The following is a 26,417-nucleotide window of genomic DNA, read 5'->3' on the forward strand; positions in this document are numbered from 1 at the left end:
CAGAATGCCGGGTGGCCCGCGGACCGCCCGGCTCGGAGCGTCCGCACCGTCTGACGAAGGAGCACGCCGATGCCTGAGGTACACCACGGACTGGAGGGCGTCGTCGCCTTCGAGACCCAGATCGCGGAGCCCGACAAGGAAGGCTCGGCGCTGCGCTACCGCGGTGTCGACATCGAGGACCTGGCCGGCCGCGTCCCCTTCGAGAACGTCTGGGGCCTGCTGATCGACGGCTCCTTCACCCCCGGCCTGCCGCCGGCCGAGGCGTTCAGCCTCCCCGTCCACACCGGCGACGTCCGCGTCGACGTCCAGGCCGCGATCGCGATGCTCGCGCCGGCCTTCGGCTTCGGCCAGACCTACGACATCTCCGACGAGCAGGCCCGCGCGGACCTCGCCCGGGTGGCCGTCATGGTGCTGTCGTACGCCGGCCAGTCGGCTCGCGACATCCACCTGCCCGTCGTACCTCAGAAGCTGGTCGACGAGGGCACGACCCTCGCCGAGAAGTTCCTCATCCGCTGGCGCGGCGAGGCCGACCCGAAGCATGCCCACGCGATCGACGCGTACTGGTCGTCGGCGGCCGAGCACGGCATGAACGCCTCCACCTTCACCGCCCGCGTGATCACCTCCACCGGCGCCGACGTCGCGGCCGCCTTCTCCGGCGCGATCGGCGCGATGAGCGGGCCGCTCCACGGCGGTGCTCCTTCGCGCGTGCTGCACATGATCGAGGAGGTCGAGAAGTCCGGCGACGCCGAGGGCTACGTCAAGGGCCTGCTCGACTCCGGCGAGCGGCTGATGGGCTTCGGCCACCGCGTCTACCGTGCCGAGGATCCCCGCGCGCGAGTGCTGCGACGTACCGCCCGCGAGCTCGACGCCCCCCGCTACGAGGTCGCCGAGGCCCTCGAGAAGGCCGCCCTCGCCGAGCTCCGCGCCCGCCGTCCCGACCGCGTCCTCGAGACCAACGTCGAGTTCTGGGCCGCGATCGTCCTCGACTTCGCCGAGGTCCCGGCCAACATGTTCACCTCGATGTTCACCTGCGCCCGCACCGGCGGCTGGTCGGCCCACATCCTCGAGCAGAAGAGGACCGGCCGCCTGATCCGCCCCTCGGCGATCTACACCGGCCCCTCCACCCGTCCCGCCAGCGACATCGAGGGCTGGAACCCCGCCTGGGGGAAGTGAGCCTCAGCCGGATCCGCACCGCACCCCATGCGAATTGGTCGAGGAATCGCCGAATTCCCGACCAGAACGTATGGGGTGCGGTGCGTCCGGAGCGGTCAGACCCGGCCGGCGTACCAGGACAGCCTGCCCCGAGCGCCTTCCCGGGTGAGCGAGATGTGCACGTGGTCGCGGTGCCGCAGGGTGCGGGAGCACTCGCGCTTGGAGGGGCACCCGGCGTTGAGGTACGGCGCGGGGGCGAACCGGCGCCAGGAGGACCAGGTGGTGTCGTCCCAGATCACGTACATGACGCCCATCCGCCGGGCCAGCGCGGCGGGATTGCCGGCGGCGTCGGGTGCGAACAGGGCAGCCAGCAGCTGACGGACCCGGCGCCGGTCGGCGGGGCGACGTACGTCGACCGACCAGTCGAACGCGCGGCCCTCGTTGTGCTCCGACGGGCTGCCGCCGCACGCGCGGGAGATTCCGCCCGCGGCGCCGCCGAAGCGACGCACGACCCAGCGGCCGACGGCGATCGTGCCGATCCGGTCGTGCGGCGAGCAGCGGGTGGGCGGCTCGTACGGCGCGTAGTCCTCGATCGGCCCGCCGTCGGCCGAGGCCACCGACGCAGGCAGCATGAGCGCCGTCGCCAGCAGGGCGACGGCGAGCAGGGCGCGCACGACGGACACGCCGGTCCATCGGCCGCCACCACGACGACCTGAGGATCAGACCTCGACGCCGACCTGCTCGAGGAAGGCCGCCGCGGCGGGCGCAGGGCCGAAGGGGCTCCAGACGACGTGCTCGGTGCGCACCGGCGCCCGCGTCACGGGTACGGCCACCAGCCCGGGCAGCTGCTCCACGAACGTGGACGCGAGCAGCGCGACCGCCAGGCCCGCCCGCAGCAGCCGCCCCATCAGCAGCATGTCGGTGGTCTCGAAGCTGACCTCGCGACGCAGGCCGGCGTCGGCGAAGGCGGTGTCGGCCTGCAGCCGGCCGGTGGTGCCCGCCGGGAAGTCGACGAAGGTCTCACCGGCGATCCGGGCGAGGGTCAGCCGCGACCGCCCGGCGAGCGGATGGTCGGGCGCCATCACGGCACGGTGCTGGTCGCGGGCCAGCTGCCGGCCGGCGACCCCGGTGATCTCCCAACCGTCGGGCAGGCCGAGGAAGGCCAGGTCGAGCGCTCCGTCGGCCACCTGCTGCACGTGGGTGTCGCTGTTGCCGCTGGTCAGCCGGACCTGGACCTGGGGGTAGCGCTCGCGGAAGGTCCGCAACGCCTCGGGTACGTCGACCGCGGCCACCGTCGGGATGACACCGATCGACAGCGGCCCCCGCACCTCCCCCGTCGCGGCCGCGACCTCGGCCCGGGCGCGGTCGGCGGCGTCGAGGCACTGGCGGGCGACCGGCAGGAAGGCCTGGCCCGCGGCACTGAGCCGGACCTGGCGGCTGGTGCGGTGGAACAGCCGCACGCCGAGCTCCTGCTCCAGCCGGGCCACCTGGTGGCTGAGCGCGGACTGCACGACGAAGCAGGCCTCGGCCGCCCGGGTGAAGGATCCGTGCTCGGCGACGGCCACGACGTACCTCATCTGCTGCAGCTCCACACATCCATCTTGATCCACGATCGATCCGATGAAAAGCATGTGTTGGACTCATGGACCAGACAGGCAGACGCTGGACTCATGACCACCACGCTCGACCGCCCGGCGCCCCAGACGACCACCACCAGCACCACGAGCACGGCAGGGCTGACCGCCCTCACCGCCCTCGCCCCGGCCGTGTGGGGCACGACCTACCTGGTGACCACCGAGCTGCTCCCGCCCGGCCACCCACTGTTCGCCGGCCTGCTCCGCGCCCTGCCCGCGGGCCTGCTGCTCCTCGCGATCTTCCGCCGGCTCCCCCACGGCGTGTGGTGGTGGCGCGCCCTCGCCCTCGGCACGCTCAACATCGGCGCCTTCTTCCCCCTGCTCTTCATCGCCGCCGAGCGCCTGCCCGGCGGCGTCGCCGCCACGGTCGGCGCGGTCCAGCCGCTGCTCGTGATCGCACTGGCACTCCCGCTCCTCGGCGAGCACCCGACCGCGGCGCGCGTGGGCTGGGCGCTCGCCGGCGTCGGCGGAGTCGCCCTGGTCGTGCTCGGCCCCGACGCGGGCCTCGACCCTGTCGGCCTGCTCGCCGGCCTCGGCGGCGCCCTCTCGATGGCCACGGGCGTCGTGCTGACCCGACGCTGGGGCCGGCCGGAGAGCGTCAGCTCCCCGGTGCTGGTGAGCTGGCTGCTGACGGCCGGCGGCCTGGTCCTGCTGCCGACGACCTTCCTGATCGAGGGCACCCCGCCCGTCGTCGACGCCCCGGCAGCCGGTGGCTACCTGTGGCTGGGCGCGGTCGGCGGGCTGGCGGCGTACCTCCTCTGGTTCCGCGGCCTCGGCTCGCTTCCCGTCGTGGCGACCGCGCTGCTCGGCCTGCTCTCCCCCATCGTGGCGGCCGCGCTCGGGTGGCTGGTCCTGGGCGAGGCGCTGCGGCCGGTCCAGCTGGCCGGATTCGCGCTGGCGCTGGCGGCGATCCTCGGCGGGCAGCTCACCCGTCGCTAGGCACCACGTGGTCGAGCAGGTCGGCGCTGACCGTGGCGGCGAGTGCCGGGTCGCCGGCGCGGACCGCGTCGAGGACGGCGTCGTGCTCGTCGGCGAGCACGTCGGCGGCGCCCGGGTGCTCGATGCTGGCGCGCAGGGTCTCGACCAGGCCGTCGTACAGCTCGACGAGGAGCGGGTTGTGTGCGGCGGCGACGACCGCGCAGTGGAAGTCGACGTCGGCGTCGATGAACGCCGGGCCGTCGCCGTCCAGCACCGCTTGGCGACGGCGGTCCATGATCGCGTCCAGGGCCACCAGGTCCGCGGTGGTACGACGCTCCGCGGCGAGCGCCGCAGCGCGCACCTCGATCGCGTGCCGGACCTCCAACAGGTGGGCGATGTCGACCCGGTCGAGCTGCTTGCGCATCAGCGCCTGCATGTCGGTGGTGGCCGCGACGTACGTGCCGTCGCCACGCCGGACCTGCAGCAGGCCGAGGTGTGCGAGCGCCTTGACCGCCTCGCGCACGGTGTTGCGGCTGACGCCGAGAGCCGCGGCGAGGGCCGGTTCGGGCGGGACCCGGGTGCCGACCTCCCACTCACCACTCTCCAGCAGCGCACGCATCCCCGCGATGGCCTGGTCGACCAGCGAGGCGGGTGCGGTGGGGGCGAGGGGCATGGGAATCCTTCCGGCTATTCGTCCAATGATCGGATGTCTGTCTATGCTAGTCGGCATGTCCGCCGTGGTCCATGATGCCGCCGCACCGTCGCCGCCCGCATCCGAAGGCGCGCGGGGCCGCGCGAGCCTGGGCCTCGCCGTCGCCGTCCTGCTCGTCGCGTTCAACCTGCGCCTGGCGATCACCTCGCTGGGCGCCCTGCTCGACCACCTCGGCGACCTCGGCGTCTCCGCCACCACCCAGGGCGTGCTGACCTCGGTCCCCGTGCTGTGCTTCGCCGCCGTCGGCGCGACCGCGATGGTCGTCACCCGGCGCATCGGCGTCGACCGCGGCCTGATCGCGGCGCTGGCCCTGGTCGCGGTCGGACTCGTGCTCCGCGTCCTCGACGGCACCCCCGCCCTGATCGCCGGTACGGCGGTCGCCTGCTCCGGCATCGCGCTGGGCAACGTGCTCATCCCCGCGATCGTCAAGGAGCACTTCCCCCACCGGATCGGCACCATGACGGGCGCCTACTCCGCCGTGCTCTCCCTCGGCTCGGCCGTCGGCGCCGCGACCACGGTCCCGATCGCCGACGCCGCCGGCTCCTGGCGGGTCGGGCTCGGCGTCTGGGCCCTGGCCGCCGTCGCCGCGGGGATCGCCTGGGCGCCGTACTGCCGCCGTCGCGACCCGCAGCGCGTCCAGGTGCGGCACGCACCGCTGTGGCGCAGCCCGATCGCGTGGGCGGTCACCCTGCTCTTCGCGACCCAGTCGCTGAACGCCTATGTGATGATGAGCTGGCTGCCGAGCGTGTACGCCGACGCCGGCTTCAGCGACGCGAAGGCGGGCCTGCTCCTGGCCACCAGCATCGTCATCGGCCTCCCGTTCTTCTTCGTCGCGCCGATGATCGCGGTCCGGATGCGTCACCAGGGCCACCTGGTCCTCGCCCTGACCGTGTTCACCGCGCTCGGCTGGACGGGCCTGTGGATCGCCCCGGTCGACGGCGCCTGGCTGTGGGCCGCCCTGCTCGGCGCCGGCGGCGCGGTGTTCCCGGTGGCCCTGGCGATGTTCGCGCTGCGCACGACCTCCACTGCCCAGACCGCCTCGATGTCGACCATGGCGCAGAGCGTCGGCTACCTGCTCGCCGCCGGCGGCCCGTTCCTCGTCGGCGTCCTCCACGACGCCACGGACAGCTGGACGCTGGCCTACACCCTGCTGCTCGGCACCGCCGCGGTCCAAGTCGCGGTCGGGTACGTCGCGGGCCGGCCGGTCAGGATCGCCGACCGCTTGTAACTAAGTGTTACAGCGCGGTTATCCACCACACGAGCCCCACCAGCCCCAACTCGAGTACGTAACACTTAGTTACAAGCGGCTGAGGGCCGCCACCAGCACCGCCAACGCCCGGTCGAGCTCGTCGTCGGTCGGGCCGCCGAACCCGACGACCAGGCCGCTGAGCCGGGCCGTGCGGCAGTAGTCGCGCAGCAGGTTCACCCGGAAGCCGGCCTCCTCGGCCGCCGCCCGAACCCGCACGGCGCGGGCCTGGGGCAGTAGCCAGGTGGAGTACATGCCGGCGACGGGCCCCGCCAGCTCGGCGTACGGCGCCAGCGCCTCGACCACCTTCGGCGCCCGCTCGGCGTAGACCCGACGGGCCGAGCGGACCACCGCGTCGACGTACCCGTCGCGCAGCAGCGTCACCAGCGCCCGCTGCACCGGCCACGGCGGCGCGTCGTGGGTGAGTGAGCGGTGGGCGTCATAGGCGTCGAGCAGCCGGTCGGGTACGACGGACCAGCCGAGCCGCAGGGACGGCAGGATCGCCTTCGACGCGGTGCCCAGGTAGGCGACCCGGTCGCGGTCGAGCGAGGCGAGTGCGGGCACCGGTGCGACGTCGTAGCGGAACTCGGAGTCGTAGTCGTCCTCGAGCACCAGCGCTCCGTCGCGGCGCGCGGTGGCGAGCAGGGTGAGCCGGTCGGCGGCGGGCATGACCCGGCCGAGCGGGTGCTGGTGGGCGGGGGTCACGTAGGCGGCGCCGCAGCCGCGCAGGTCCGTGACGGGCTCGAGAGCGGGAAGATCAAGCACCTTGCGCCCCGACTCGCGCACGGTCGCCACCGCGGCGCGGTACCCGGGGTCCTCGACCGCCACCGCTTCCCGCGGCAGGACGGCGAGCAGGTGCCGCAGGCCCGCCCCCGTGCCGCCGGTGACCCGCACTCGCTCGGCGTCGACCGCCAGCCCGCGGGTGCGCCCGAGCCGCTCGGCCAGGAGCGCGCGGAGCTCGGGCAGGCCGCGCGGGTCGTCGTACCCGCGCGGCGGCGTCGCCACCGACACCTCCCGCCAGGCCCGCCGCCACACCGCCTGGTGCCGTGGGTCGATCCACGGGGTGCCCGCGTCGAGCATGACGAGCGGCTGTTCCACGGCAGGCGTACGACGGCGCCGGGGCACCGCCGGGCGGCCGGTCGTGCCGCGGGCGACCCAGGTGCCCGAGCCCTGGCGGGCCTCGAGCCAGCCCTCGGCGAGCAGCTGGTCGAAGGCCTGCTCCACGACCGAACGGGAGACGCCGAGGTCGGCCGCGAGCCGCCGGCTGGCCGGCATCCGGTCGTCCCTGGCGAGCACCCCGTCGTGCACCAGCCGGCGGACCTGGTCGGCGAGCTGGGTGCCGAGAGGGCGTGGGTCGGTGCGGTCGAGGCGAACGGGCAACATCGGAATTGGCCTGTCTGATTGGCGCGGAACTGGCCCGTGTGCACAGGCCACTTCCGGCCCACGATAGACCCATGAGCGTTGTCATGGAGCCGACCGACCGCACCCGGATCCGCCGCGGGCGCAACCGCGCCGTCGCCGAGCGCACCGACCTGCTGGCCCTGCTGTCCGACGCCCTCGTCGCCCACCTGGGCGTGGGCGTCGGCGACCACCCGGTGGTGCTGCCGACGGCCTTCGCGGTCGACGTGGACGGCCCGGACGACGGCGGCACGCTCTACGTCCACGGCTCCGTGGCTGCCCGGTGGCTGCGCGAGTCCGCCGACACCACCGTGTGCGTCACCGTCACCGAGCTCGACGGCCTGGTCGCCGGCCGCTCGGCGTTCCACCACTCGATGAACTACCGCTCCGCCGTGATCATCGGACGCGCTCGGGTGGTGGAGGACGCCGCCGAGCGGCAGCACGCCCTCGACCTGATCGTCGACCACATGATCCCCGGACGCTCCGCGACCCTGCGCCCCAGCACCCGCAAGGAGATGGCCGCGACGGCCGTGCTCGCCGTACCGCTGGCCGAGGCGTCGATGAAGGCCCGCGCCGGCGACCCGGTCGACGAGCCGGAGGACGTCGCGGCCGGCATCTGGGGCGGCCACATCCCGCTCCGGCGCGTGCTCGAGGACCCGGTCGCCGCCGGCGACAACCTGCCCGGAATCGACGTACCCGAGGACGTGCGCGCCCGCACCTCCTGACGCCGACCCGGCACGAACTAGCTCTGAGATCCCGCCGACCCGGCGCGAAAGTGCGCGCAGGATCAGCCGACCCGGCAGAAAATGCACGGACCGAAGCCACGTCCTGCCGGGTCGGCACGAATCCGGGACCACTTTCTGCCGGGTCGGCGGAATCGGGGATCCAGTTGGCGCCGGGTCGGCGCGTCAGGTCCTCCGCAGCCCGGACTCGATGGCGAAGACGACCAGCTGCGCCCGGTCGCGGGCCTGCAGCTTGACCATCGCCCGGCTGACGTGGGTGCGGACCGTGTCGGGGCTGACCACGAGCGCCTCGGCGATCTCGCCGTTCGACATCCCGGTCGCCACCCAGCCGAGGATCTCGCGCTCCCGGTCGGTGAGGTCGCCGATCCGCGGGTGCGGCCTCTCGGCGCGGCTCGCGCCGAAGTGGTCGATCACGGTCCGGGTCACCGATGGCGCGAGCAGCGACCCGCCCTCGGCGACCACCCGGACCGCGTCGAGGATCGCGGTCGGTTCGGCGTCCTTGAGGAGGAAGCCGCTGGCGCCGGCCCGCAGCGCCTCGAAGACGTACTCGTCGAGCTCGAAGGTGGTCAGCATGACCACCTTCACCGCGGCCAGGGCCGGGTCGGCGGCGACCTCGGCGAGCATGCCGAGGCCGTCGAGGACGGGCATCCGGATGTCGCAGAGCACCACGTCGGGCGTCGTACGACGCAGCAGGGCGAGCCCCTCGCGCCCGTCACCCGCCTCTCCGGCGACCTCGAGGTCCGGTTCGGCGGCGACGAGGGTGGCCAGGCCCATCCGGACCAGCGGCTGGTCGTCGACGAGCGCGACCCGGACGGGAGCGGTCTCGGGGTGGCTCATGTGGGGAGCACCGCGCTGACCTCGAACCCGCCCTCCGGCACCGGCCCGGCACGGAAGCTGCCGCCGAGCGCCTCGACGCGGGAGCGCATGCCGCTGATGCCCATGCCCTCATCCTGCACCGCGCCGCCGTGCCCGTCGTCCGAGACCCGCAGCGCGACCGTGTCGGTGCCCCGCTCCCAGACCACGGTGGCGGTCGAGGCGGCGGCATGCCGCAGCACATTCGTCAGCGCCTCCTGCAGCACGGCGTACGCCGCCGCACCACTCGGCGGGGTCAGCTCTCCCGGCTCGCCGATCACCTCCAGCCGCAGCCCGGCGGAGCGGACCCGCTCGACGAGGGCCGGGATCGCCTCGACGCCCGCCGCGGGACGGCGCGGAGCCGGCTCACCGGCGATCGTCGCCAGCTCGCTGCGCAGCGCCTCCAGCGCCTCGCGGCTGGTGGTGCGGATCGCCTCGAGGCTGGTGCGGGCGGCACCCGGGTCGCGGTCGAGGACGTGCAGGGCGACCCCGGCCTGCATCGCGATCACCGCCAGGCCGTGGCCGACGCCGTCGTGAAGGTCCTGCGCCATCCGCAGGCGCTCCTCGGCGGCGGCGCGCGACGTACGGTCGACCCAGGCGGCCCGGCCCTGTTGGAGCATGGTGCCGATCGCGGCGGCCGCGGACACGAGCGCCCCGATGCCGATCGCCTGCCAGGCGCCGACCGCGAGGTGGTCCCAGCGCAGGCCGCGCACCAGCAGGCCGGCCCAGATCAGCACGGCCGCGACCAGCAGCAGCGGGAACCAGGTGGGGAACGGGCGTCGGGTCGCCAGCACGAAGGACGCGACGATCAGCGCGAAGAAGATCGGGCCGTTCTCGCCGCCGACCGCGAAGTAGCCGCCGCTCAACGCGCCGGTCGCGACCAGGAGCACGGGGAACCGGTCGAGCAGCAGCAGCGAGAGCGCCGCGCCCGCGGCGAGCACCACGGCCAGCACCCGCCCGACCACGCCGGCCTCGACCTCCCCGACGTGCCCGAGGTTCACGGCGAAGGAGCCGCCGATGATGATCACCGCGACCGGGATCAGCCACCAGCGCTTCGCGAGCCACATGTTCGTGTTCATGCCCCGAACCTAGGTGAGCGCGCGGTCCTCGTCGTACGACGACGGGAGCCTCCGGCGTACGCAGTTCTGCGTATGCCGCAGCCGCGCTGGAGCGGACGCGCATCGGGCGTCGAGGCGCGAGCGTGGAGCCCATGAACGCACAGGGAACGACGGTGGCCTCCACCGACAACCTCACGAAGGTCTACGGCGACCGGGTCGCCGTCGACAAGGTCACGATGACCGTGCGGCGCGGCGAGGTCTACGGCTTCCTCGGCCCCAACGGCGCCGGGAAGACGACGACGCTGCGGATGCTGCTCGGCCTGATCCGGCCGACCTCGGGCACGACGTACGCCACTGCCTCGGTGGGCGCGCTGATCGAGGGACCCGGCTTCTTCCCCTACCTGTCCGGGCGCGCGAACCTGCGCGTGCTGGCCCGGCACCGCGGCCTGTCCGACGCGGAGGTCGAGCGGGTCCTCGAGCGGGTCGACCTGGCGAACCGCGGGGACGACCGGTTCAAGGGCTACTCGCTCGGCATGAAGCAGCGCCTCGGCGTCGCCGCCGCACTGATGGGCGACCCCGAGCTGATCGTCCTCGACGAGCCGACCAACGGCCTCGACCCGGCCGGCATGGCCGACATGCGGGCGCTGGTCGTCGACCTCGCCCGCGGCGGCCAGACCGTGCTCCTGTCGAGCCACCTGCTCGCCGAGGTGCAGGAGATCTGCCACCGCGTCGGCGTCATCAACGACGGCGTGCTGCTGCGCGAGTCGACCGTCGCCGACCTGCGCGGCGGCGTTTCGCTGCGGATCCGGGCCACGCCCGAGCCCGAGGCTCTCGCCGTGGCGATGAGGCTGGCCGGCGACGACGGCGTACGACGCGACTCCGACGGCGGCCTGCTGCTCACGCTGCCCGCCGACCGCGCCCCCGACGTCACCCGTGCGCTGGTCGGTGCCGGCGTCGACGTCCACGAGATCACCGCTGCCGAGCGCAGCCTCGAGGAGGTCTTCTTCGAGATGACGAGCCAGAAGGAGTCGGTCCGATGAGCACCGTCCTGTCCACCACCCGCAGCACCCGCGCCGAGCTGATGCGCCTGCGCGCCTGGCCGGCCGTGTGGATCACCCTCGGCGCCTGGCTGGTGCTGAGCATGCTGTTCGGCTACCTGTTCACCTACTTGTCCTACACCAGCGGCGACCCCGGCTTCACCGACGAGGGCACCACCCAGGCCCAGCAGCTCGCGCAGATGATGCCGGACGCCGTACCCGACGTCTTCTTGCAGGGCATGCCGATGTTCGGCGGCGCGCTGATGATGGTGCTCGGCGCGCTGGTCGCCGGCAACGGCTACGGCTGGGGCACCTGGAAGACGCTGTTCTCGCAGGGCGTGCGTCGTACGCCGGCGCTCGTCGGCTCGGTCCTCTCCCTCACCGCGATCGTCGTCGGCACCCTCGTGGTCACCTTCGCGCTCGACCTCGGCATCTCCGTGCTGATCGCGACCACCGAGTCCCAGGACGTCGTGATGCCCTCGCTGGGCTCGGTCGGCGAGGCGTTCGGCGCCGGCTTCCTGGTGCTGGAGATGTGGGCCCTCCTCGGCTTCCTGCTCGGCACCCTGGCCCGCGGCCCGGCCCTGTCGGTCGGCCTCGGCCTGGTGTGGGCGCTGGTCGTCGAGAACCTGCTGCGCGGCGTCGGCCAGCTCCTCGGCTGGGTCGAGAGCCTCACCGAAGTGCTGCCCGGCACCTCCGCCGGCTCGTTGATCGGCTCGATCGTGGGCGTCGGGGTCGGCGACGGCACCCCCGGCGTCGTCGACACCGTGCCCGGCACCCAGGCCGCGATCACCGTCGCCGTCTACGTCGCCCTCGCCGTCCTCGGCAGCATCGCGCTGGTCCGGCGGCGGGATGTGACCTGACGCCGACCCGGCCCGGAAAGGCTCCCGCAACCCGCCGACCCGGCAGAAACTGGCCCGGAATTCAGGCCGACCCGGCGCGAACTGACCCACTGAGGAGCGATCTCGCGCCGGGTCGGACGCGATTCAGCGCTGGCTTCTGCCGGCTCGGCGCACAACCCGAGTCTCAGGACTGGTCGTGGAGGCGCAGCTGCAGTGCCAGCAGGAGCCGGTCGTCGGGGTCGGCGAGGTCGTAGCCGGCGAGCGACTCCAGCCGGCCGATCCGGTAGCGGACCGTGTTCTGATGGGTGGTCAGCGCCTGGGCGGCGGGGCCGAACTCACCATGCACACGCAGCCAGACCCGGGCGGTCTCCAAGAGGTCGATGCTGCTCCGGCCGTCGTACTCGACCAGGGTGCGGAAGCGCTCGTCGTCGAGCAGGGCGGCGCGGGGCAGCGCCTCGAGGCACTCCGCCAGCAGGACGGCGGTCCGGTCGCTGTCGAGGGTGACCACCGGGCGCGCGGCCGAGGGTGCGGTCCGGGCGCAGACCCGCTCGATCTCGGCCCGGGCGGCGCGCACCGAGCCCGCCGAGGCCGAGGAGCTCACGGCGGCCCGGAACCCGGCGTGCCGCTGGGCCTGCAGGTGGGCCACGGTCCGCTCCGCCCAGGCGACGTCGCGGGCCGGATCCGCGGGGCCGGGTGCGAGCACGTACAGCCGAGCACCGTACGGCGCGACCAGGGCCTGCTCGGCCAGCGACACTGCGCGCATGCTCAGCAGCGCGACAGCCTCCGAGGACAGCAGCCACTCGGCGGCACGGTCGTCGTCGACGGCCTCGATGCCGATCAGGGCGAAGCTGGCCGGCTCCCGCACCCGCAGCTGAGGGACGTCGTCACCGGACCCGGGCCCCTCGGGCGCGAGCAGTCGCTGCACCAGCTCGGTGCTCACCGAGTGGATCTGCCGGGCCTGGCTGACCAGGCGGGCGGCGTAGCGCGCCGCGCCGACCAGGTGGTCCTCCAGCTCGGGCCCGAACGGGACGTCGGTCTCCTGCGCCCAGATGGTGCCGAGGTAGACCCCGGTGGTCGGGTCAGCCATGCCGATCCCCAACCGGCGGCGCACCTCGCCGGCCTCGGGCAGCTCGACCGTGGCGCCGGGCACCCGGAGCCGGTCATAGACCCGCTCTGAGCGCAGCTGCTCGACATGCCACTGGGGTGGCTCCCTGCCGAGGATGGCCAGCCGGCGGATCGGGTCCGCCTGGTCGCTGTAGGGCGAGAATGCCATCACCCGGGCCCGCTCGTCCTCGATCGAGATCAGCGTGCCGGTCGCGACTCCGAGCGCCTTGGCGACGTCGAAGAGGTCGGTGTGCTCAGCGAGGGCGCGGTTGAGCCGGGCGCTGCCGACGTCGTGCCGGCGCGGCTCGACCACGACCCGGAGCGCCTCGGCGAGCAGCGCGGACCACTCCGGTCCCCGAGGTACGACGACCACCGCCCCCGCGAGCAGCACCTCGGGGACCGGGACCCCCGGGTCGCGGAGCAGGATCGCGCCGGGCGACCGGGCGGCGAGATCGTCGGCCAGCGCGACCAGCTGTCCGGGCGCATCGCCGGTGAGCACGACCAGGCCGGCACCGACCTCCTCGGGCAGCGCCTCCGCGGCCAGCGACGCGGCGTCGAGGATGACGTGGGTGCGCACCGCGAGCTCGGGGTCGGCCGCTCCGAGCAGCCGCACGTCGGTGATCAGCCGCAGGGCGTGGACGAGGTCGCGCAACGTGGCCGACATCGTCGCGGACGGCTCACCGGCCTTCGGAAACACGTCCGATACGGGCATGGACAATCCTCAAAGGAATCTGTCAGTTCTTTGAAGGATCCTACATCGACTCCGCTCGCCGGTGCTCCCTACGGTTGGGGCACCCGGCCAGCCCGACGCCGGACCGAGACCCACGGGAGCCCGCCATGTCGAACACCCCCAGCCTGCGCCGCCGGATCAGTGGGATCGCGCTCGTCGCGCTCGCCGCGACCACGACACTGACGGCGTGCTCCTCCGGCGACGACGCCGGGAAGGACGCCGGCGGCGACGCCAAGACCCTGGTCATCCCGCAGCAGGTCGGCGTGCCGCCGTACAGCTATCTCGACGACAAGGGCGAGCTGACCGGCCTGCTCCCCGACCTGTCCACCGCCCTCGGCGAGGCGATGGGGCTCAAGGTCGACAACGAGCAGGCCTCCTTCGAGAACGGCCTGCTCGGGCTGCAGCGCGGAACCTACGAATGGGTGCCCGGCGTCGACGTCACCGCCGAGCGGCTGGAGAAGTTCGACTTCGCCACCAACCTCGTCGAGAGCTACGGCTTCCGGGTCAAGGACGGCGGGATCGACATCGGCGACTCGATGGACGACCTGTGCGGCCTCTCGATCGCGGTGACCGCGGGCTCCAGCCCGGTGCCGGTGCTGCAGGACCTGTCGAAGACCTGCAAGAGCGACGGCGAGGGCGCTATCGACGTCCAGACCTTCGCCGACCAGGCCACCGCCGACCTCGCCGTCAAGAGCGGCCGGGCCGACGCGGTCACCGCCACCAGCAGCGGACTCGCCTACCAGGTGACCACCGAACCCGGCGTCTGGAAGATCACCGGCCCGATCTACCAGGCGATCGACATCGGGTTCGCCGTCATGAAGGGCGACGACATGGCCGAGAAGCTGGTCGAGGCGACCGACGACATCATTGCGAACGGCACGTACGCCGACATCCTCGCCAAGTACGGAGCCGAGAAGATGGCCGTCGACAAGTCGGTGCTCAACCCCGAGCCGGCGTCGTGACCGAGACGATGGCGGACCGCACCGCGGACAGCGCCGACGACGCCGCGTGGGACGATCACCTTGCGCATCTCGCTGCGATCCCCCACGCGCGACGACTCCATCTGCTCCGGATTCTGCTCGCCGTCGTCCTGGTCGCCGCCGCCGGGCGGCTCGGGTGGAGCATCGTGGAGAACCCGGCCTTCGAGTGGGCCACTGTGCGCTCGTACTTCTTCTCCGACCCGGTGCTGACCGGGCTGAAGAACACGATCACGCTGACCGCGCTGTCGATGGGCCTGGCCCTCGTGGTCTCGGTACTGATCGCCAACCTGCGTCTGTCCGACAACCCGGTGCTGCGCGCCGCGGCCGGCGCCTACGTGTGGTTCTTCCGGTCGGTGCCGCTGCTGGTACTGCTGATCCTCTGGTTCAACATCTCGCTGATCTACCCGACCTTCAGCATCCCATTGCCGGGCGGCGGCTGGACGTGGGAGACCCGTGACCTGATGACGGCGTACTGGTCGGCGGTGCTGGCGTTCGGGCTCCAGCAGGCGGCCTACACCTCGGAGATCATCCGCGCCTCGCTGCTCGCGGTGCCGGCCGGCCAGCGTGAGGCGGCGCTCGCCCTGGGCATGCCGCCCGGACGGATCTTCCGGCGGATCGTCTTCCCCCAGGCGATGAAGATCGCCGTCCCGCCGGTGAGCAACGACCTGATCAACCTGCTCAAGGCGACCGCGCTGGTCGCGTTCATCTCGGTGCCGGACCTTCTCTACTCCGTGCAGCAGATCTACAACCGGACCTTCGAGGTCGTGCCCCTGCTCATGGTGGCCACGGTCTGGTACATGATCCTGGTCAGCATCCTCTCGCTGGGCCAGTTCTACCTCGAGCGATGGCTCGGGCGATCGGCTGCCGCGCGGGTGAGTCCGCGTGGTCGAGCCGGGAGGAGCACGACATGACCACCCTGGCGACGCCCCCGGTCGGCCGACAGCTCGACGGGCCGCTCATCAGCGCCCGAGGGATCAGCAAGTCCTTCGGTGGCCACCAGGTGCTGCACGACGTGTCGCTCGACGTACGCCGGGGCGAGGCGGTCTGCCTGCTCGGTCGCTCCGGCAGCGGCAAGAGCACCTTCCTGCGCTGCCTCAACCTGCTGGAGCGCGCCGAGGAGGGCATCGTGATGCTCGACGGCGAGCTGCTCGGCCATCACGTGCACCGCGGCCGGATCCACCGGCTGCCTGCCCGCCGGGAGGCCGCCCAGCGCCAGCACCTCGGCATGGTGTTCCAGCAGTTCAACCTGTTCGCCCACAAGACCGTGCTGGAGAACGTGATCGAGGCACCGGTGAAGGTGGCCGGCCGCTCGCGGCGCGAGGCGAGCGCGCACGCGCTCGAGCTGCTGGAGCGGGTCGGGCTGGCCGAGAAGGTCGGCGCCTACCCGGGCCAGCTCTCGGGCGGCCAGCAGCAGCGGGTCGCGATCGCGCGGGCACTGGCGATGCGCCCGAAGGCACTGCTCTTCGACGAGCCGACGTCCGCGCTCGATCCGGAGATGGTCAACGAGGTGCTCCAGGTGATCCGGGACCTCGTGGTCGACGGGATGACGACGATCATCGTCACCCACGAGGTCGGCTTCGCGCGCGAGGTCTGCGACCGCTTCGTGTTCCTCCAGGACGGCCGGATCGTCGAGGAGGGGCCGGCCCGCCGGCTCACCGAGGGCGCCGAGCACCCCGCCACCCGGGACTTCCTCAGCAAGGTCCTCTGACCCTTCCCCTTCAGCCAGAGAGGCACCAACCCATGTCATCGGGAGGCGCGAGCATGCCCTCATCCACCCCCACCGGCTTCCGGGTCGCCGTGATCGGCGGCGGTTTCGCCGGGATCGCCGCCGCCCGCGAGCTGCACCGCCGCGGCTACGCCGTCACCGTCTTCGAGTCCGGCGACAGCCCGGGCGGGACCTGGCGCGTCAACCGCTTCCCCGGCGTTGAGGTCGACACCCCCGCAGTCATGTACTCCTACTCGTTCGCGCCCGGCGAGTGGAGCCGCGAGTTTCCCGGCGGCGCCGAGCTGCACGCCTACCTCGGGCAGGTGGCCCGCGAGGCCGGTCTGCTGCCGCTGTTCCGGTACGGCCACCGGGTCACCCGGCTGCACTGGGACGAGTCCGCCGCAGAGTGGTCGGTCACCGTGCGCGATGTCGCGACCGGCGACGAGGAGACCGAGCGGTTCCGTGCGGTCGTCTCCGCGGTCGGTCTGCTCAACGTGCCGCGCCACCCCCAGTGGCCCGGCCGCTCGACGTACACCGGCGAGATCTTCCACACCGCCGAGTGGCCGTCCGGCCTGGACCTGACCGGACGTCGGGTGGCCGTGGTCGGCACCGGCTCCACCGCCGCGCAGGTGGTCGCCGAGCTCGCCGGCGTGGCCAGCCAGCTCACCGTCTTCCAGCGCCAGCCCGGCTGGGTGGATCCCAAGGTCGGCCGCGTGTACGACGACGCCGACCGGGCCCGGCTTCGCCACCCCGTTCACCGCCGGATCGCCCGCTGGCGGCTGTTCCTCGCCCTGGAGCGGCGCTGGCTCGGCGGCCGGATCATCCGGCCAGGCAGCGACGTCGACACCTCCCTGGTCGACGCCTGCCGGAGCTACCTCGACGAGGTCTTCGCCGAGCATCCCGAGCTCAAGGCGCAGCTGACCCCGACCTCGGCGTACCTCGGCAAGCGCGCGGTGCACTCCTCGACCTTCTACCCAGCGCTGCTGCGCGAGGACGTCACCCTGGTGCCGCGCGCCGTGGTCGGCATGCACGAGAAGGGTCTCATCGACGCGAGCGGCGAGGAGCACGTCGCGGAGGTCGTCGTCACCGCCACCGGCTTCCGGGCCGCGGAGTTCCTCGGCGGCATCGAGGTCGTCGGGCGGGGCGGCACCGTGTTGGCGGACAAGTGGGGCGACGACCCGATGGCCTTCCTCGGCATCACCGTCGACGAGATGCCGAACCTGTTCCTGCTCTACGGCCCCAACACCAACTGGTACGCCCCCGTGTTCGGCATGGAGAAGCAGGCGCTGTTCGTCGGTCGCACGCTCGACGAGCTGCGCCGGCGCGGCGCCCGCTCGGTCGAGGTGAAGGCGTCGTACGTCGTTGCGCTCAACCGCTGGCTGAAGCGCCGGCTCGACGCGAGCTCGTTCGCCCAGACCCCGAACTACTTCCGCTCGCCGTCAGGCCGCGTCGTCACCCAATGGCCCGACGGCGCGTCGGTCTACTGGCTGCTCACCCGGCTGCTCTGGAAGCGCTCGGCCCGGTTCCGGTGAGCGCGGCCGCTCACAGCAGCTTGCCGAAGCACCGCGAGAGCGGCGCGTCCTTGTAGAACCCGAAGCCGGGGATCTCCTCGTAGCCGGCGCTGCGGTACAGCCCGATCGCCTCGGGCTGCCGCAGCCCGGTCTCGAGGACGGCCAGGTCGTGACCGGCCTCCCTGGCCGACTCCTCGAGGGCAGCGAGCACGACACGCGCGAAGCCGCGCCCGCGCTGCTCGGCGACCACGAACATCCGCTTGACCTCGACCGCGCTGCTGCCGCCGAGCACCTGCACGGTCGAGCGGCGCCAGGCGCCGGTGGCGACGGGCGACCCGGCGTCGTCGTACCCGACCAGGAAGACGCCCTCCGGGAGGTCGAACACACCCGGGTCGACGGGGCTCTCGTCGGGGTTGCCGTAGCGCTCGACGTACTCCTGCTGGACGCGGGCGACCAAGGCCGCGGCGTCGGGGTGGAGGTAGCTGACGGGGCGCAGGTCGAGGGAGGCTTGCATGGCGAAACCGATTGAACAGGGCCATGAGGGGCCTGTCACAATGGGGACATCTCTGACAGCGTCGTCAGCCTGTCCTCTCTGCCCGTGCCGGAAGGTTGACCACGTGACCGACATCCAGATCCCCGCCGAGCTCAAGCCCGCCGACGGCCGCTTCGGCGCCGGGCCCTCGAAGATCCAGCCCAGCCACCTCGCCGCGCTGGCCGCGACCGGGGACCAGCTGATGGGTACGTCGCACCGCCAGGCCCCCGTGCGCAACGTGGTGGGCCGGGTGCTGCAGGGCCTGGGCGACCTGTTCACACTGCCGGAGGGCTACGAGGTCGTGGTCGGCAACGGCGGCGCGACGGCGTTCTGGGACATCGCGGCCTTCGGCCTGATCGAGACGAAGTCGCAGCACCTGACCTTCGGCGAGTTCTCGGGCAAGTTCGCCTCGTCGGTCAAGGCTGCCCCGTGGCTGGACGCGCCGTCGATCGTCGCGGCCGACCCGGGCTCGCGGCCCGAAGCCGTCGCGGAGGCCGGTGTCGACGTCTACGCCTGGGCCCACAACGAGACCTCGACCGCCGTGATGGCGCCGGTCGTCCGCCCGGCCGGCACCGACGGTGCCCTGGTGCTCGTCGACGCCACCTCGGGCGCCGGCGGCCTGCCGGTCGACCTGGCCGAGACCGACGTCTACTACTTCGCCCCGCAGAAGTGCTTCGCCTCGGACGGCGGCCTATGGTTCGGCATCTTCAGCCCCGCCGCGATCGAGCGGGCCGAGCGGATCGCCGCGTCGGACCGCTACATCCCGCCGTTCTTCAACCTCAAGACGGCCATCGACAACAGCCGGCTCAACCAGACCTACAACACCCCGTCGGTCGCGACGCTGTTCCTCATGGCCGAGCAGCTGGACTGGATGAACGGCGAGGGCGGCCTCAAGGGCATGGTCGAGCGCACCACCGCGTCGTCGGACGCGCTCTACGGCTGGGCCGAGCGGACGTCGTACACCACGCCCTATGTCGCCGACCCGAGCCACCGCTCGCTGGTCATCGGCACGATCGACTTCGACGACGCGATCGACGCCGCCCAGATCGCGAAGGTGCTGCGCGCCAACGGCATCGTCGACACCGAGCCCTACCGCAAGCTCGGCCGCAACCAGCTGCGGATCGCGATGTACCCCGCGATCGACCCGGCCGACGTCGAGGCCCTGACGCGGTCGATCGACTACGTGGTCGAGGCGCTCTGAGGCTTCACGCGTAGAGGTCGACCCGGCTCGCACCGAGCGCCACGAACAGCTCGGTGCGGCCGGGACCACGCACGGCACCCGGGGTGGCCAGCACCTCGGCGACGGCGCGCTCGAGGTCCCGGTGCTCCTGGAAGTGCCGCATCGCCGCGGAACGCCACTCCTCGATGTCCGGCCCCATGCCCGGCATCGAGGCGGCCGCGCCGCGCGACCGCGCCAACCAGCCCGCGCACAGGAGGGCGAACGCCATCAACAGGGCTGCGGTGGTGAGCTCCATCGACATCGTCGTCTCCTCCTCGTCGGTCGGGTGGTTCGGTGCCTGACCAACGACGTCGGGTACGACGGGTGACGACCTCGGCTCGAAATCGGGACCGGGTCCCAGGCCGTCTCCGCGATGATGGGGCGGTGCCCCACGTACGCGCCGCGACCCCTGCCGACGTCGACGCCCTGCTCGCCCTGTGGGCGGTCGCGGCCGAGAACGACGCACGGCCGACGGACAGCGCGGGCGCCGTACGACGCCTCCTCGCCCGGGACCCGGAGGCCTGTCTGGTCGCCGAGGAAGCTGAGGAGGCCGAGGAAGCCGGGCGGCTGCTCGGCTCGGTCATCGCCGGCTGGGACGGCTGGCGGGCGCACCTCTACCGCCTGGCGGTCCACCCCGACGCGCGCCGGCGCGGCATCGGCTCTCTGCTGGTCGACGCGGCGACCACGCGCCTGGTCGCGCTCGGCGCGTCCCGGATCGACGCCATGGTCCTCGAGCACAACGACCTCGGCCAGACCATCTGGCGCGCTGCCGGCTACGCCCGCCAGGACGACTGGCGGCGCTGGGTGCGCCCTACAGCCGGCCCGCGATGAGCTCGTACGCCGAGCGCCCGAACGCCACCAGCCGCGCCAGCTCGACCTCGGTGGGCGTCGAGCGCAGCGTCTCGAGCGCCGCGTCGACGGCGTCGTCCTTCGGCCAGCCGTAGACCCCGGCGCTCACCAGCGGGAAGGCGACCGAGCGGGCGCCGAGCTCGTCGGCCACCTCGAGCGCGCGGCGGTAGCAGGAGGTCAGCAGGGTCCGGTCGGTCTCGCCGGCGTTGCGGTTGGGGCCGACGACGTGGATGACCCAGCGCGCGGGCATCAGGCCGGCGGTGGTCCAGCCGGCGTCGCCGGTCGCCAGGCCGTCGGGGAAGCGGCGCACGCAGTCGGCGAGCACCTCCGGCCCACCGGCCGCGTGGATCGCCCCGTCGACCCCACCGCCCCCGCGCATCCGGCGGTTGGCGGCGTTGACGATCGCATCGACCTGCTGCGCGGTGATGTCGCCCTCGACGACCTCGATCTGCATCACTCGACCGTACGCAGCCGCACCGTGCAGGGTCCACCCTCGACCAGCCCCTCGGCGGTGCGGACCGCCTTCTTGACCGGCAGCACGAAGGTCTTCTCCGCAGCACTCGGGAACACCGACGTGCGCCAGGTGCTGGAACCCACCGTGACCTCGACCCGGACGCTCCCGAATCCCTTGCTGGGCGCGGTCTCGTCGATGAGGTCGGAGACCTCGAACGGCAGGCTGACGAAGAACCAGGCGCCGCCGGACTCCTCGTCGCGCGCCTGCCAGCGCCACAGCTCGGCGGTGAACTCGTGCTCGCTCACGCCCCGATCGTGTCACCGACCGCCGACAAGCCGCAGCGTCGCCCGCTCCAGCTGCTCGCGGGTCGCGCCGGCGCGGACCCGGATGGTGCGACCCTCGGCGTAGGCTTCGACCACGCGCGGGTCGACGTACGCCGACCGGGCCAGGGCGGGCGTGTTGCCGAGGAACTCGGCCACCTCCCGCATCGCCGCAGCGACGGCACGCTTCCGCGCCGTCTTCGACGCCTCCGGGCCGGGCGCCTGCGCGAGCGCCGCTGCCGCGAGGACGGTGCCGTGCCAGGTGCGGAAGTCCTTCGCGGTGATCTCCAGCCCGCTCACCTCGCGCAGGTAGTCGTTGACGTCGGTGCCGGTGACGTCGAGCAGCCGCGGGTCCTTCCGGCGCCGGCGCCGCCGCCGTTCGAGGGCGCGCACCGCGACCGGGTCGTCGATCTCCACGTGGTGCTCGATCCCCGACTTCCCGGTGAACTCGAAGACGAGCACATCCCCGGACCGGTGCACGTGCTGCCGCTCGAGGGTCGTCAGCCCGAACGAGCCGTACTCCTCGGCGTACACGTCGTTGCCGATCCGGAAGCAGCCCAGGTCGATCAGCCGGACCGCCAGGGCGCAGCTCGCCTGCGGTCCGACGTCGTCGTCGAGATCGGCGAGCACCCGCTCGCGGATCCGGGGCAGCCGCCGTCCCAGCGTCATGACGCGCTCGTGCTTCTGCGCGGCCCGCTGCTCGACCCAGTCCGGGTGGTAGAGGTACTGCCGTCGTCCGGCCGCGTCGGTGCCCACCGCCTGCAGGTGCCCGTTGGGTCGCGGGCAGATCCACACGTCGGTCCAGGCCGGCGGGATCACCAGCGCCTTGCACCGGGCCGCGTCCTCGGCCCCGAGCGGACGGCCGTCGAGCCCGAGGTGGACGAAGCCGCGCCCGGCCCGGCGCCGGGTCCAGCCCGGCTCATCGGGAGAGGTACGACGCAGCCGGGCCACGTCGGTCAGGTGCCCGCAACCGGCCGGATCAGACCCGATCAGTCCCGCGGCCGCAGCGAGCGCAGCAGCACGCCCACGACCACCAGGCCGGCCACGCCACCGAGCGCCCACGGCCACCACGACCGCTCGACCTCGACAGGTGCCCGCCCGCTGTCGTCGTCGGCGTCCTGCACCGGCCCGGGCGTCGCCTCCGGCGCGGGTAGCGGCAGGTCCACCCGCAGCACCTCCGCGCCCGCCCCCTCCGAGCAGACCAGCACCTCCCCGGACTCGCTGATCGCGAGCCCCTCCCCCTGCGGCTGCTGCGGCAGGTCGACCTGCGCGACCCGCTCCAGCCCCGGCCACGTGTAGACGGCCGCCTGCCCGTAGTTGCGCAGCACCAGGTGCGCGCCGTCGGGGGTGAACGAGCCGTCGGTGGCGATGCCGAGCACCTCGTCGACGAGGGTCAGCCGGTTCGGTCCGTCGGGGTCGAGGTGCTCGGGCGCGGCGTACAGGCGGCCGATGAACTCCTTGGCGACGACGTACAGCCGGCCGGTCGCGGGGTCGGCGAGCAGCGTCTCGGCGTCGTGCGGGCCGTCGGGATAGACGAGCCGGTACGTCGGCGCGTGGACCTCGCGGTCGCCGCGGCCGAACGGCACCCGCGCGACCTCGACGTGGTCGCGCGAGCCCAGGTTGTCGCCGATGTCGCCGACCCACACCTCGTGGTCGCCCGCCGGGGCGAGCGCCTCGATGTCGGTGGCGTCGCCCTGCCAGCGGGTGACGCCGACGGTGCCCCCGGTGGCCGGGTCGACGGTGAAGACCCGGTTGCGGTCGCCGGAGTCGTTCATGGTGACCACCAGGCCGTCGCGGGCGACCAGGCCGCTGGACTCGGTGATCTCGGGGTCGGTGAAGGCGAAGACCGGGTCGGGAGCAGGCGGCTCGACCGCGGCGCCCGGCGAGAGGAAGCCGATCGCGAAGGGCGCCAGCAGCACCAGCGCCAGGACCTTCCTCACCCGAGCAGCTCCCCGAGCCGCGGGCGGATCCCCCACGCGGCCACGAGGGCGTCGTACTCCCCCTCGTCGGCGACGGTGCCGGTCCGCACCGCCCGCAGCAGCGTGTTGCGCGGCGTGTGCTGGCTGTCGACGAACTCCATCACGTCGACCCGGTAGCCGGCCCGCCGCAGCAGCAGCGCGCGCAGCGTGTCGGTCAGGGTGTCGGCGAACCGCTCGCGCAGGATGCCGTCGCGCACGAGCGAGGCGTACGGCGCCGGCGGTTGCGCGCCGCGCAGCTGCGCCGCGATGTCGTGGTGGCAGCAGGGGGCGGCCAGCACCAGCGGCGCGGACCAGCCGACCGCGCGGGTGAGCGCGTCGTCGGTGGCGGTGTCGCAGGCGTGCAGGGCGAGCACGACGTCGGGCGCCTGCTCCAGCTCGGCGGCACCGATGGTGCCGGCGACGAAGGTCGCGTCGATCCCCAGCTCCCGGGCCACGGAGGCGTTGTGGTCGCGCGACTGCTCCTTCACGTCGACGCCGGTCAGCCGCACCGGCAGGCCGCGGCGCTCGCTGAGGTAGCGCTGCGCGGCGAAGGTGAGGTAGCCGTTGCCGCAGCCGAGGTCGACCACCCGCAGCGGGTCCTCGGCCGTCGGCTTGCGCAGGCGGCTCTTGGCGATCGCCTCGGTGACCGACCGGTCCAGGATCCGCAGGAAGTCCTCGACCTGGCGGTACTTCGCCATCCGGCTCGGCTTGATCCGCCCTTGTGCGTCGGCGAGACCGAGCGCGGCGAACACCGGGTCGTCCTCCGGCAGCAGCCGGTCCTTGGCGCGGTCGTGGCTCCGGTCCGCCGGCGCCTCCCCCGACCGCGCCGCCGTGTGCACCACCGCGGAGCCCTTCTTGGTCACCCGCAGGCTCAGCTGCTGCTCGTCGGTCTCCACGGTCCAGTTGCCGAACGGCTCGGCCAACAGCGCGTCGACGGCCTCCTCGGCCGCCGACCCGCGCGCGTGGTTGGCGGTGTGGGCCTGGGTGGCGTCGTACCGCACGACCTGGAGGTGCCGTCCCGCCTTGAGGTCCACCCAGCGCAGCTCGACCCGCCGCCACGGAGGTACGGCGGCCCTGCGGCGGCCCGACGCGACGGCCCTCACCAGGCGCTCGTCGGCCAGCAGGTCCGCCCGGACCCGCGCCAACCCGTCCTCCAGCGCGAGTGTGCTCACTTGACCAGGGCCGCCACGATCACGATGAGCAGGAGTGCCACCAACGCGGCCGGGATGATCAGGCGGCGGTGGCGGGGGTTCACCCGGCAATCCTACGGTGGCCCGCTCCGCCGGCCGCGATCACCAGTGCTCGAGCGAGGCGGTCATGATCGTGGCCAGGTCCTCGCCGGCCACGTCCTTGGGCGCGGTGGCGAGCAGCCGCTGCTGCTGCAGCGCACCGTCGACGAGCGCGTCGACGTCGCCGGCGCCGTACCCGACCTCGGCCAGGCCGTTCGGGATCCCGATGTCGCGCATCAGCGACGCGATCACCCCGGGCAGCACGGACGCGTCGGAGCCGGAGACGCCGGGCGAGAGCAGCCGCGCGGCCCGCAGGTGTCGCTCGGGCGCCGCGTCGAAGGTGAACCGGAAGGCCTCGGGAGCGGTCAGCGCCACGGCCATGCCGTGCGGCACCATCGCCTCGTCCTGCGGGTAGTCGGCGGGACGGAAGTCGCGGACCCGGCCGGCGATCGGGTACGCGTTGGCGTGCGGGATGTGCACGCCGGCATTGCCGAACCCGAGCCCGGCGAAGGTCGCCGCGAGCGCCATCTGCTCGGCCGCCTCGCCGCCGTCGTCGCCCTCCCGCGCCGCGCGTACGGCGGCCCGGAACGCCCCGGAGAGCATCCCCATCGCCTTCTCCGACCACAGGTCCGCGATCGGGTTCGAGCCGCAGTACGGCACCCGCTGTTGCGGCTCCTTGGCCGGGAACTCGCCGTACCAGCGGGCGGTGTAGCTCTCCAGCGCGTGGCACAGGATGTCCATCCCGGCCGCCGCGATCACGCCCGCGGGCTGGGTCGCCGACAGCGCGGGGTCCACGACGGCCAGCCGCGGACGCAGCGCGGGGTGGCTGATGCCGGTCTTCACCTTGAGCGCCAGCACGTCCATCACGCAGATCGTGGTGGACTCCGCACCCGTCCCCGTCGTCGTCGGTACGGCGGCCAGCGGCAGCACGGGCTGCTCGGGTCCCCGCGCCTTGCCGATGGGCGCGTTGACGTAGTCCATCAGCTCGCCCGGGTTGGTCACCAGCAGCGCCACCGCCTTCGCGGTGTCGATCGACGAGCCGCCGCCGACGGCGACCACCGCGTCGAACGGGCCCTCGCCGCGGGCGAAGGCGACCGCCTCCTCCAGCGAGGCATCGGTCGGCTCGACCCGCGCGCCGGCGTAGGTCACCACCTCGATGCCGTGGCTGCGCAGGGAGGCTGCGACGGTCTCGGCGTGGCCGGCGGCCAGCACGCCAGGGTCGGTGACCAGCAGGGCCCGGCGCGCGCCCCAGCCGCGGACGTCGTACCCGACCTCGGCGGCGGCACCCCGTCCGAACTTGAGGGCGGGCGCGGCGTACGTGAAGACGGTCTCAGTCACGCGTCGACAGTATCGCCGGCTGCCTCGATGGCGGCCCTGACCGAGCCGTAGACCTTGAGCCTGCGCTCGGCGACGTCGGCGAGCGGCACCCACGCGACGTCGTCGGTCGTGCCGCCCTCCTCGACGACGCGCGGCTCCCCCGGCCCGACCTCGGCGCGGTAGATGATCCCGATCGCGTGGAAGTCCTCCTCGCGGCCGTTGGGGGCGGTGCCGGTGAAGTGGTGGTCGAGCACGGTCAGCAGGTCGCCCGCCTCCCCCTCGAGCCCGCACTCCTCCCACAGCTCGCGGCGGATCGTGTCGGCCGGCGACTCGCCGTGGTCGATCCCGCCGCCCGGCAGGTGCCAGGTCCCGGGATCGGGCGCGAGGTCGGAGGTGCGGGTCAGCAGGATCGCGCCGTCCCTGACGACATAGGCGTAGGCGGCGGTGCGCTGCCGCTGGCGCACGGCGTACGACGCCAGCGCGTCGCTCACCAGGCTCACCGTCGGCACGGTCCCGTCGAGCACGGCCGCGATCGGCTTCCATGCCGCCTCGGCGGTCGAGCCGTCGACCTCGGTGACGTGCGGCTCGGGCGCGTCGGCCGGCACCCAGCCCTCGTAGACGATCCGTACCGAGTGGGCGTCGACCCGGCGCCCGCGGCGCCACGAGTCGGCGACGTGGAGGGAGTGCACGTGGGCGGTCTCGCCGACCTCGGCGTGCAGTCCGGTCTCCTCGTAGACCTCGCGCACCACCGCGTCGCGCGGATCCTCCCCGTGGTCGACACCGCCGCCGGGCAGGGACCACAGCTCGCGCTTGGTCACCCGCTCGGCCAGCCGGGAGAGCAGGATCTGGTCGCCGCGGACGATGACGGCGTACGCCGCCAGCCGCTGCACCCGCTGCCCCATCGCCTGCCCCATCCGTTG

General features: G+C 73.2%; 28 protein-coding genes. 12 read left to right on the forward strand and 16 right to left on the reverse strand.

The annotated features are described in order from the left end of the window. The first annotated feature begins 69 nt into the window (after positions 1-69). A complete protein-coding gene (locus FBY23_RS23755) occupies positions 70-1,173 on the forward strand; it encodes a citrate synthase 2 (protein WP_141800395.1) in 1,104 nt (367 codons plus the stop codon). A 95-nt stretch (positions 1,174-1,268) separates the two neighbouring features. Here FBY23_RS23755 and FBY23_RS23760 read toward each other — a convergent pair whose 3' ends face one another. After that, positions 1,269-1,835, reverse strand: coding sequence for a hypothetical protein (locus FBY23_RS23760; protein WP_141800396.1), 567 nt, complete (start codon positions 1,833-1,835; stop codon positions 1,269-1,271). A gap of 36 nt (positions 1,836-1,871) precedes the next feature. Beyond that, positions 1,872-2,744, reverse strand: coding sequence for a LysR family transcriptional regulator (locus FBY23_RS23765; protein ID WP_141800397.1), 873 nt, complete (start codon positions 2,742-2,744; stop codon positions 1,872-1,874). 78 nt (positions 2,745-2,822) lie between these two features. Here FBY23_RS23765 and FBY23_RS23770 point away from each other — a divergent pair, with 78 nt between their 5' ends. Then, positions 2,823-3,725 carry an EamA family transporter gene (locus FBY23_RS23770; RefSeq protein WP_141800398.1) on the forward strand — a complete coding sequence of 301 codons (903 nt, stop codon included), beginning with the start codon at positions 2,823-2,825 and terminating at the stop codon, positions 3,723-3,725. Here the strand turns inward: FBY23_RS23770 and FBY23_RS23775 are convergent. Next, a complete protein-coding gene (locus FBY23_RS23775) occupies positions 3,712-4,377 on the reverse strand; it encodes a FadR/GntR family transcriptional regulator (RefSeq protein ID WP_141800399.1) in 666 nt (221 codons plus the stop codon). The two genes, FBY23_RS23770 and FBY23_RS23775, sit on opposite strands and share 14 nt — an antisense overlap. Positions 4,378-4,432: 55 nt before the next feature. Here FBY23_RS23775 and FBY23_RS23780 point away from each other — a divergent pair, with 55 nt between their 5' ends. Then, on the forward strand, positions 4,433-5,644 hold the full coding sequence (locus FBY23_RS23780; RefSeq protein ID WP_160158350.1) for an MFS transporter: 1,212 nt from the start codon (positions 4,433-4,435) through the stop codon (positions 5,642-5,644). 69 nt (positions 5,645-5,713) lie between these two features. Here FBY23_RS23780 and FBY23_RS23785 read toward each other — a convergent pair whose 3' ends face one another. Further along, positions 5,714-7,045, reverse strand: a complete 1,332-nt coding sequence (locus FBY23_RS23785; RefSeq protein WP_260806525.1) for a PLP-dependent aminotransferase family protein — start codon at positions 7,043-7,045, stop codon at positions 5,714-5,716. Positions 7,046-7,116: 71 nt separating this feature from the next. Between FBY23_RS23785 and FBY23_RS23790 the strand changes: the two genes are divergently transcribed. Further along, on the forward strand, positions 7,117-7,785 hold the full coding sequence (locus tag FBY23_RS23790) for a pyridoxamine 5'-phosphate oxidase family protein (RefSeq protein WP_141800401.1): 669 nt from the start codon (positions 7,117-7,119) through the stop codon (positions 7,783-7,785). Positions 7,786-7,968: 183 nt separating this feature from the next. Here FBY23_RS23790 and FBY23_RS23795 read toward each other — a convergent pair whose 3' ends face one another. Next, a complete protein-coding gene (locus FBY23_RS23795) occupies positions 7,969-8,640 on the reverse strand; it encodes a response regulator transcription factor (protein ID WP_141800402.1) in 672 nt (223 codons plus the stop codon). After that, positions 8,637-9,734 (reverse strand): sensor histidine kinase, encoded by a 1,098-nt coding sequence (locus FBY23_RS23800; protein ID WP_141800403.1) that lies wholly within the window; start codon positions 9,732-9,734, stop codon positions 8,637-8,639. Before FBY23_RS23800 ends, FBY23_RS23795 begins: the two co-directional genes overlap by 4 nt. Positions 9,735-9,865: 131 nt before the next feature. On the opposite strand from FBY23_RS23800, the gene FBY23_RS23805 reads away from it, so the two are divergent. Further along, positions 9,866-10,753, forward strand: coding sequence for an ABC transporter ATP-binding protein (locus FBY23_RS23805; RefSeq protein ID WP_141800404.1), 888 nt, complete (start codon positions 9,866-9,868; stop codon positions 10,751-10,753). Next, entirely contained in the window at positions 10,750-11,610 is an 861-nt protein-coding gene (locus FBY23_RS23810) for an ABC transporter permease subunit (protein WP_141800405.1), read from the forward strand. The genes FBY23_RS23805 and FBY23_RS23810 overlap by 4 nt, the downstream gene beginning before the upstream one ends. Positions 11,611-11,773: 163 nt before the next feature. Here FBY23_RS23810 and FBY23_RS23815 read toward each other — a convergent pair whose 3' ends face one another. Next, positions 11,774-13,405 (reverse strand): helix-turn-helix domain-containing protein, encoded by a 1,632-nt coding sequence (locus FBY23_RS23815; protein WP_141800406.1) that lies wholly within the window; start codon positions 13,403-13,405, stop codon positions 11,774-11,776. A gap of 125 nt (positions 13,406-13,530) precedes the next feature. Here FBY23_RS23815 and FBY23_RS23820 point away from each other — a divergent pair, with 125 nt between their 5' ends. Genes FBY23_RS23820 through FBY23_RS23835 form a run of 4 tightly spaced genes read left to right on the forward strand, consistent with a single transcriptional unit; the run spans position 13,531 to position 17,640 of the window. Then, positions 13,531-14,385, forward strand: a complete 855-nt coding sequence (locus FBY23_RS23820; protein ID WP_141800407.1) for a transporter substrate-binding domain-containing protein — start codon at positions 13,531-13,533, stop codon at positions 14,383-14,385. Next, positions 14,382-15,314: an amino acid ABC transporter permease gene (locus tag FBY23_RS23825; RefSeq protein WP_141800408.1), complete on the forward strand. Its 933-nt coding sequence runs from the start codon at positions 14,382-14,384 to the stop codon at positions 15,312-15,314. Before FBY23_RS23820 ends, FBY23_RS23825 begins: the two co-directional genes overlap by 4 nt. Further along, a complete protein-coding gene (locus FBY23_RS23830; protein WP_141800409.1) occupies positions 15,311-16,111 on the forward strand; it encodes an amino acid ABC transporter ATP-binding protein in 801 nt (266 codons plus the stop codon). The genes FBY23_RS23825 and FBY23_RS23830 overlap by 4 nt, the downstream gene beginning before the upstream one ends. 53 nt (positions 16,112-16,164) lie before the next feature. After that, entirely contained in the window at positions 16,165-17,640 is a 1,476-nt protein-coding gene (locus FBY23_RS23835) for an NAD(P)/FAD-dependent oxidoreductase (RefSeq protein ID WP_160158351.1), read from the forward strand. A gap of 10 nt (positions 17,641-17,650) precedes the next feature. Here the strand turns inward: FBY23_RS23835 and FBY23_RS23840 are convergent, their stop codons facing one another. After that, a complete protein-coding gene (locus FBY23_RS23840; RefSeq protein WP_141800411.1) occupies positions 17,651-18,133 on the reverse strand; it encodes a GNAT family N-acetyltransferase in 483 nt (160 codons plus the stop codon). A 103-nt stretch (positions 18,134-18,236) separates the two neighbouring features. On the opposite strand from FBY23_RS23840, the gene serC reads away from it, so the two are divergent. Then, positions 18,237-19,352 (forward strand): phosphoserine transaminase, encoded by a 1,116-nt coding sequence (serC, locus tag FBY23_RS23845; protein WP_141800412.1) that lies wholly within the window; start codon positions 18,237-18,239, stop codon positions 19,350-19,352. Positions 19,353-19,356: 4 nt separating this feature from the next. Here serC and FBY23_RS23850 read toward each other — a convergent pair whose 3' ends face one another. After that, the gene (locus FBY23_RS23850; RefSeq protein ID WP_141800413.1) at positions 19,357-19,632 is read right to left on the reverse strand and encodes a hypothetical protein; all 276 of its coding nucleotides are present in this window, start codon (positions 19,630-19,632) and stop codon (positions 19,357-19,359) included. Between the two features lie 62 nt (positions 19,633-19,694). Between FBY23_RS23850 and FBY23_RS23855 the strand changes: the two genes are divergently transcribed. After that, positions 19,695-20,201, forward strand: a complete 507-nt coding sequence (locus tag FBY23_RS23855; RefSeq protein ID WP_141801248.1) for a GNAT family N-acetyltransferase — start codon at positions 19,695-19,697, stop codon at positions 20,199-20,201. Here the strand turns inward: FBY23_RS23855 and FBY23_RS23860 are convergent. The 7 genes from FBY23_RS23860 to FBY23_RS23890 form a co-directional block, all read right to left on the reverse strand. After that, positions 20,182-20,673, reverse strand: a complete 492-nt coding sequence (locus tag FBY23_RS23860; protein ID WP_174245241.1) for an O-acetyl-ADP-ribose deacetylase — start codon at positions 20,671-20,673, stop codon at positions 20,182-20,184. The two genes, FBY23_RS23855 and FBY23_RS23860, sit on opposite strands and share 20 nt — an antisense overlap. After that, positions 20,673-20,978, reverse strand: a complete 306-nt coding sequence (locus FBY23_RS23865) for a DUF1905 domain-containing protein (RefSeq protein WP_141800415.1) — start codon at positions 20,976-20,978, stop codon at positions 20,673-20,675. The genes FBY23_RS23860 and FBY23_RS23865 overlap by 1 nt, the downstream gene beginning before the upstream one ends. Positions 20,979-20,990: 12 nt before the next feature. Next, positions 20,991-21,944, reverse strand: coding sequence for a DNA topoisomerase IB (locus FBY23_RS23870; RefSeq protein ID WP_141800416.1), 954 nt, complete (start codon positions 21,942-21,944; stop codon positions 20,991-20,993). A 38-nt stretch (positions 21,945-21,982) separates the two neighbouring features. Further along, a complete protein-coding gene (locus tag FBY23_RS23875) occupies positions 21,983-22,933 on the reverse strand; it encodes a hypothetical protein (protein ID WP_141800417.1) in 951 nt (316 codons plus the stop codon). After that, on the reverse strand, positions 22,930-24,123 hold the full coding sequence (locus FBY23_RS23880) for an SAM-dependent methyltransferase (protein ID WP_141800418.1): 1,194 nt from the start codon (positions 24,121-24,123) through the stop codon (positions 22,930-22,932). Before FBY23_RS23880 ends, FBY23_RS23875 begins: the two co-directional genes overlap by 4 nt. A gap of 120 nt (positions 24,124-24,243) precedes the next feature. Continuing rightward, positions 24,244-25,518, reverse strand: coding sequence for a hydroxyacid-oxoacid transhydrogenase (locus FBY23_RS23885; RefSeq protein ID WP_141800419.1), 1,275 nt, complete (start codon positions 25,516-25,518; stop codon positions 24,244-24,246). After that, a complete protein-coding gene (locus tag FBY23_RS23890; protein ID WP_260806526.1) occupies positions 25,515-26,399 on the reverse strand; it encodes an NUDIX domain-containing protein in 885 nt (294 codons plus the stop codon). Before FBY23_RS23890 ends, FBY23_RS23885 begins: the two co-directional genes overlap by 4 nt. Positions 26,400-26,417: the final 18 nt, after the last annotated feature.

Source organism: Nocardioides sp. SLBN-35 (assembly GCF_006715725.1).
Taxonomy (GTDB): domain Bacteria; phylum Actinomycetota; class Actinomycetes; order Propionibacteriales; family Nocardioidaceae; genus Nocardioides.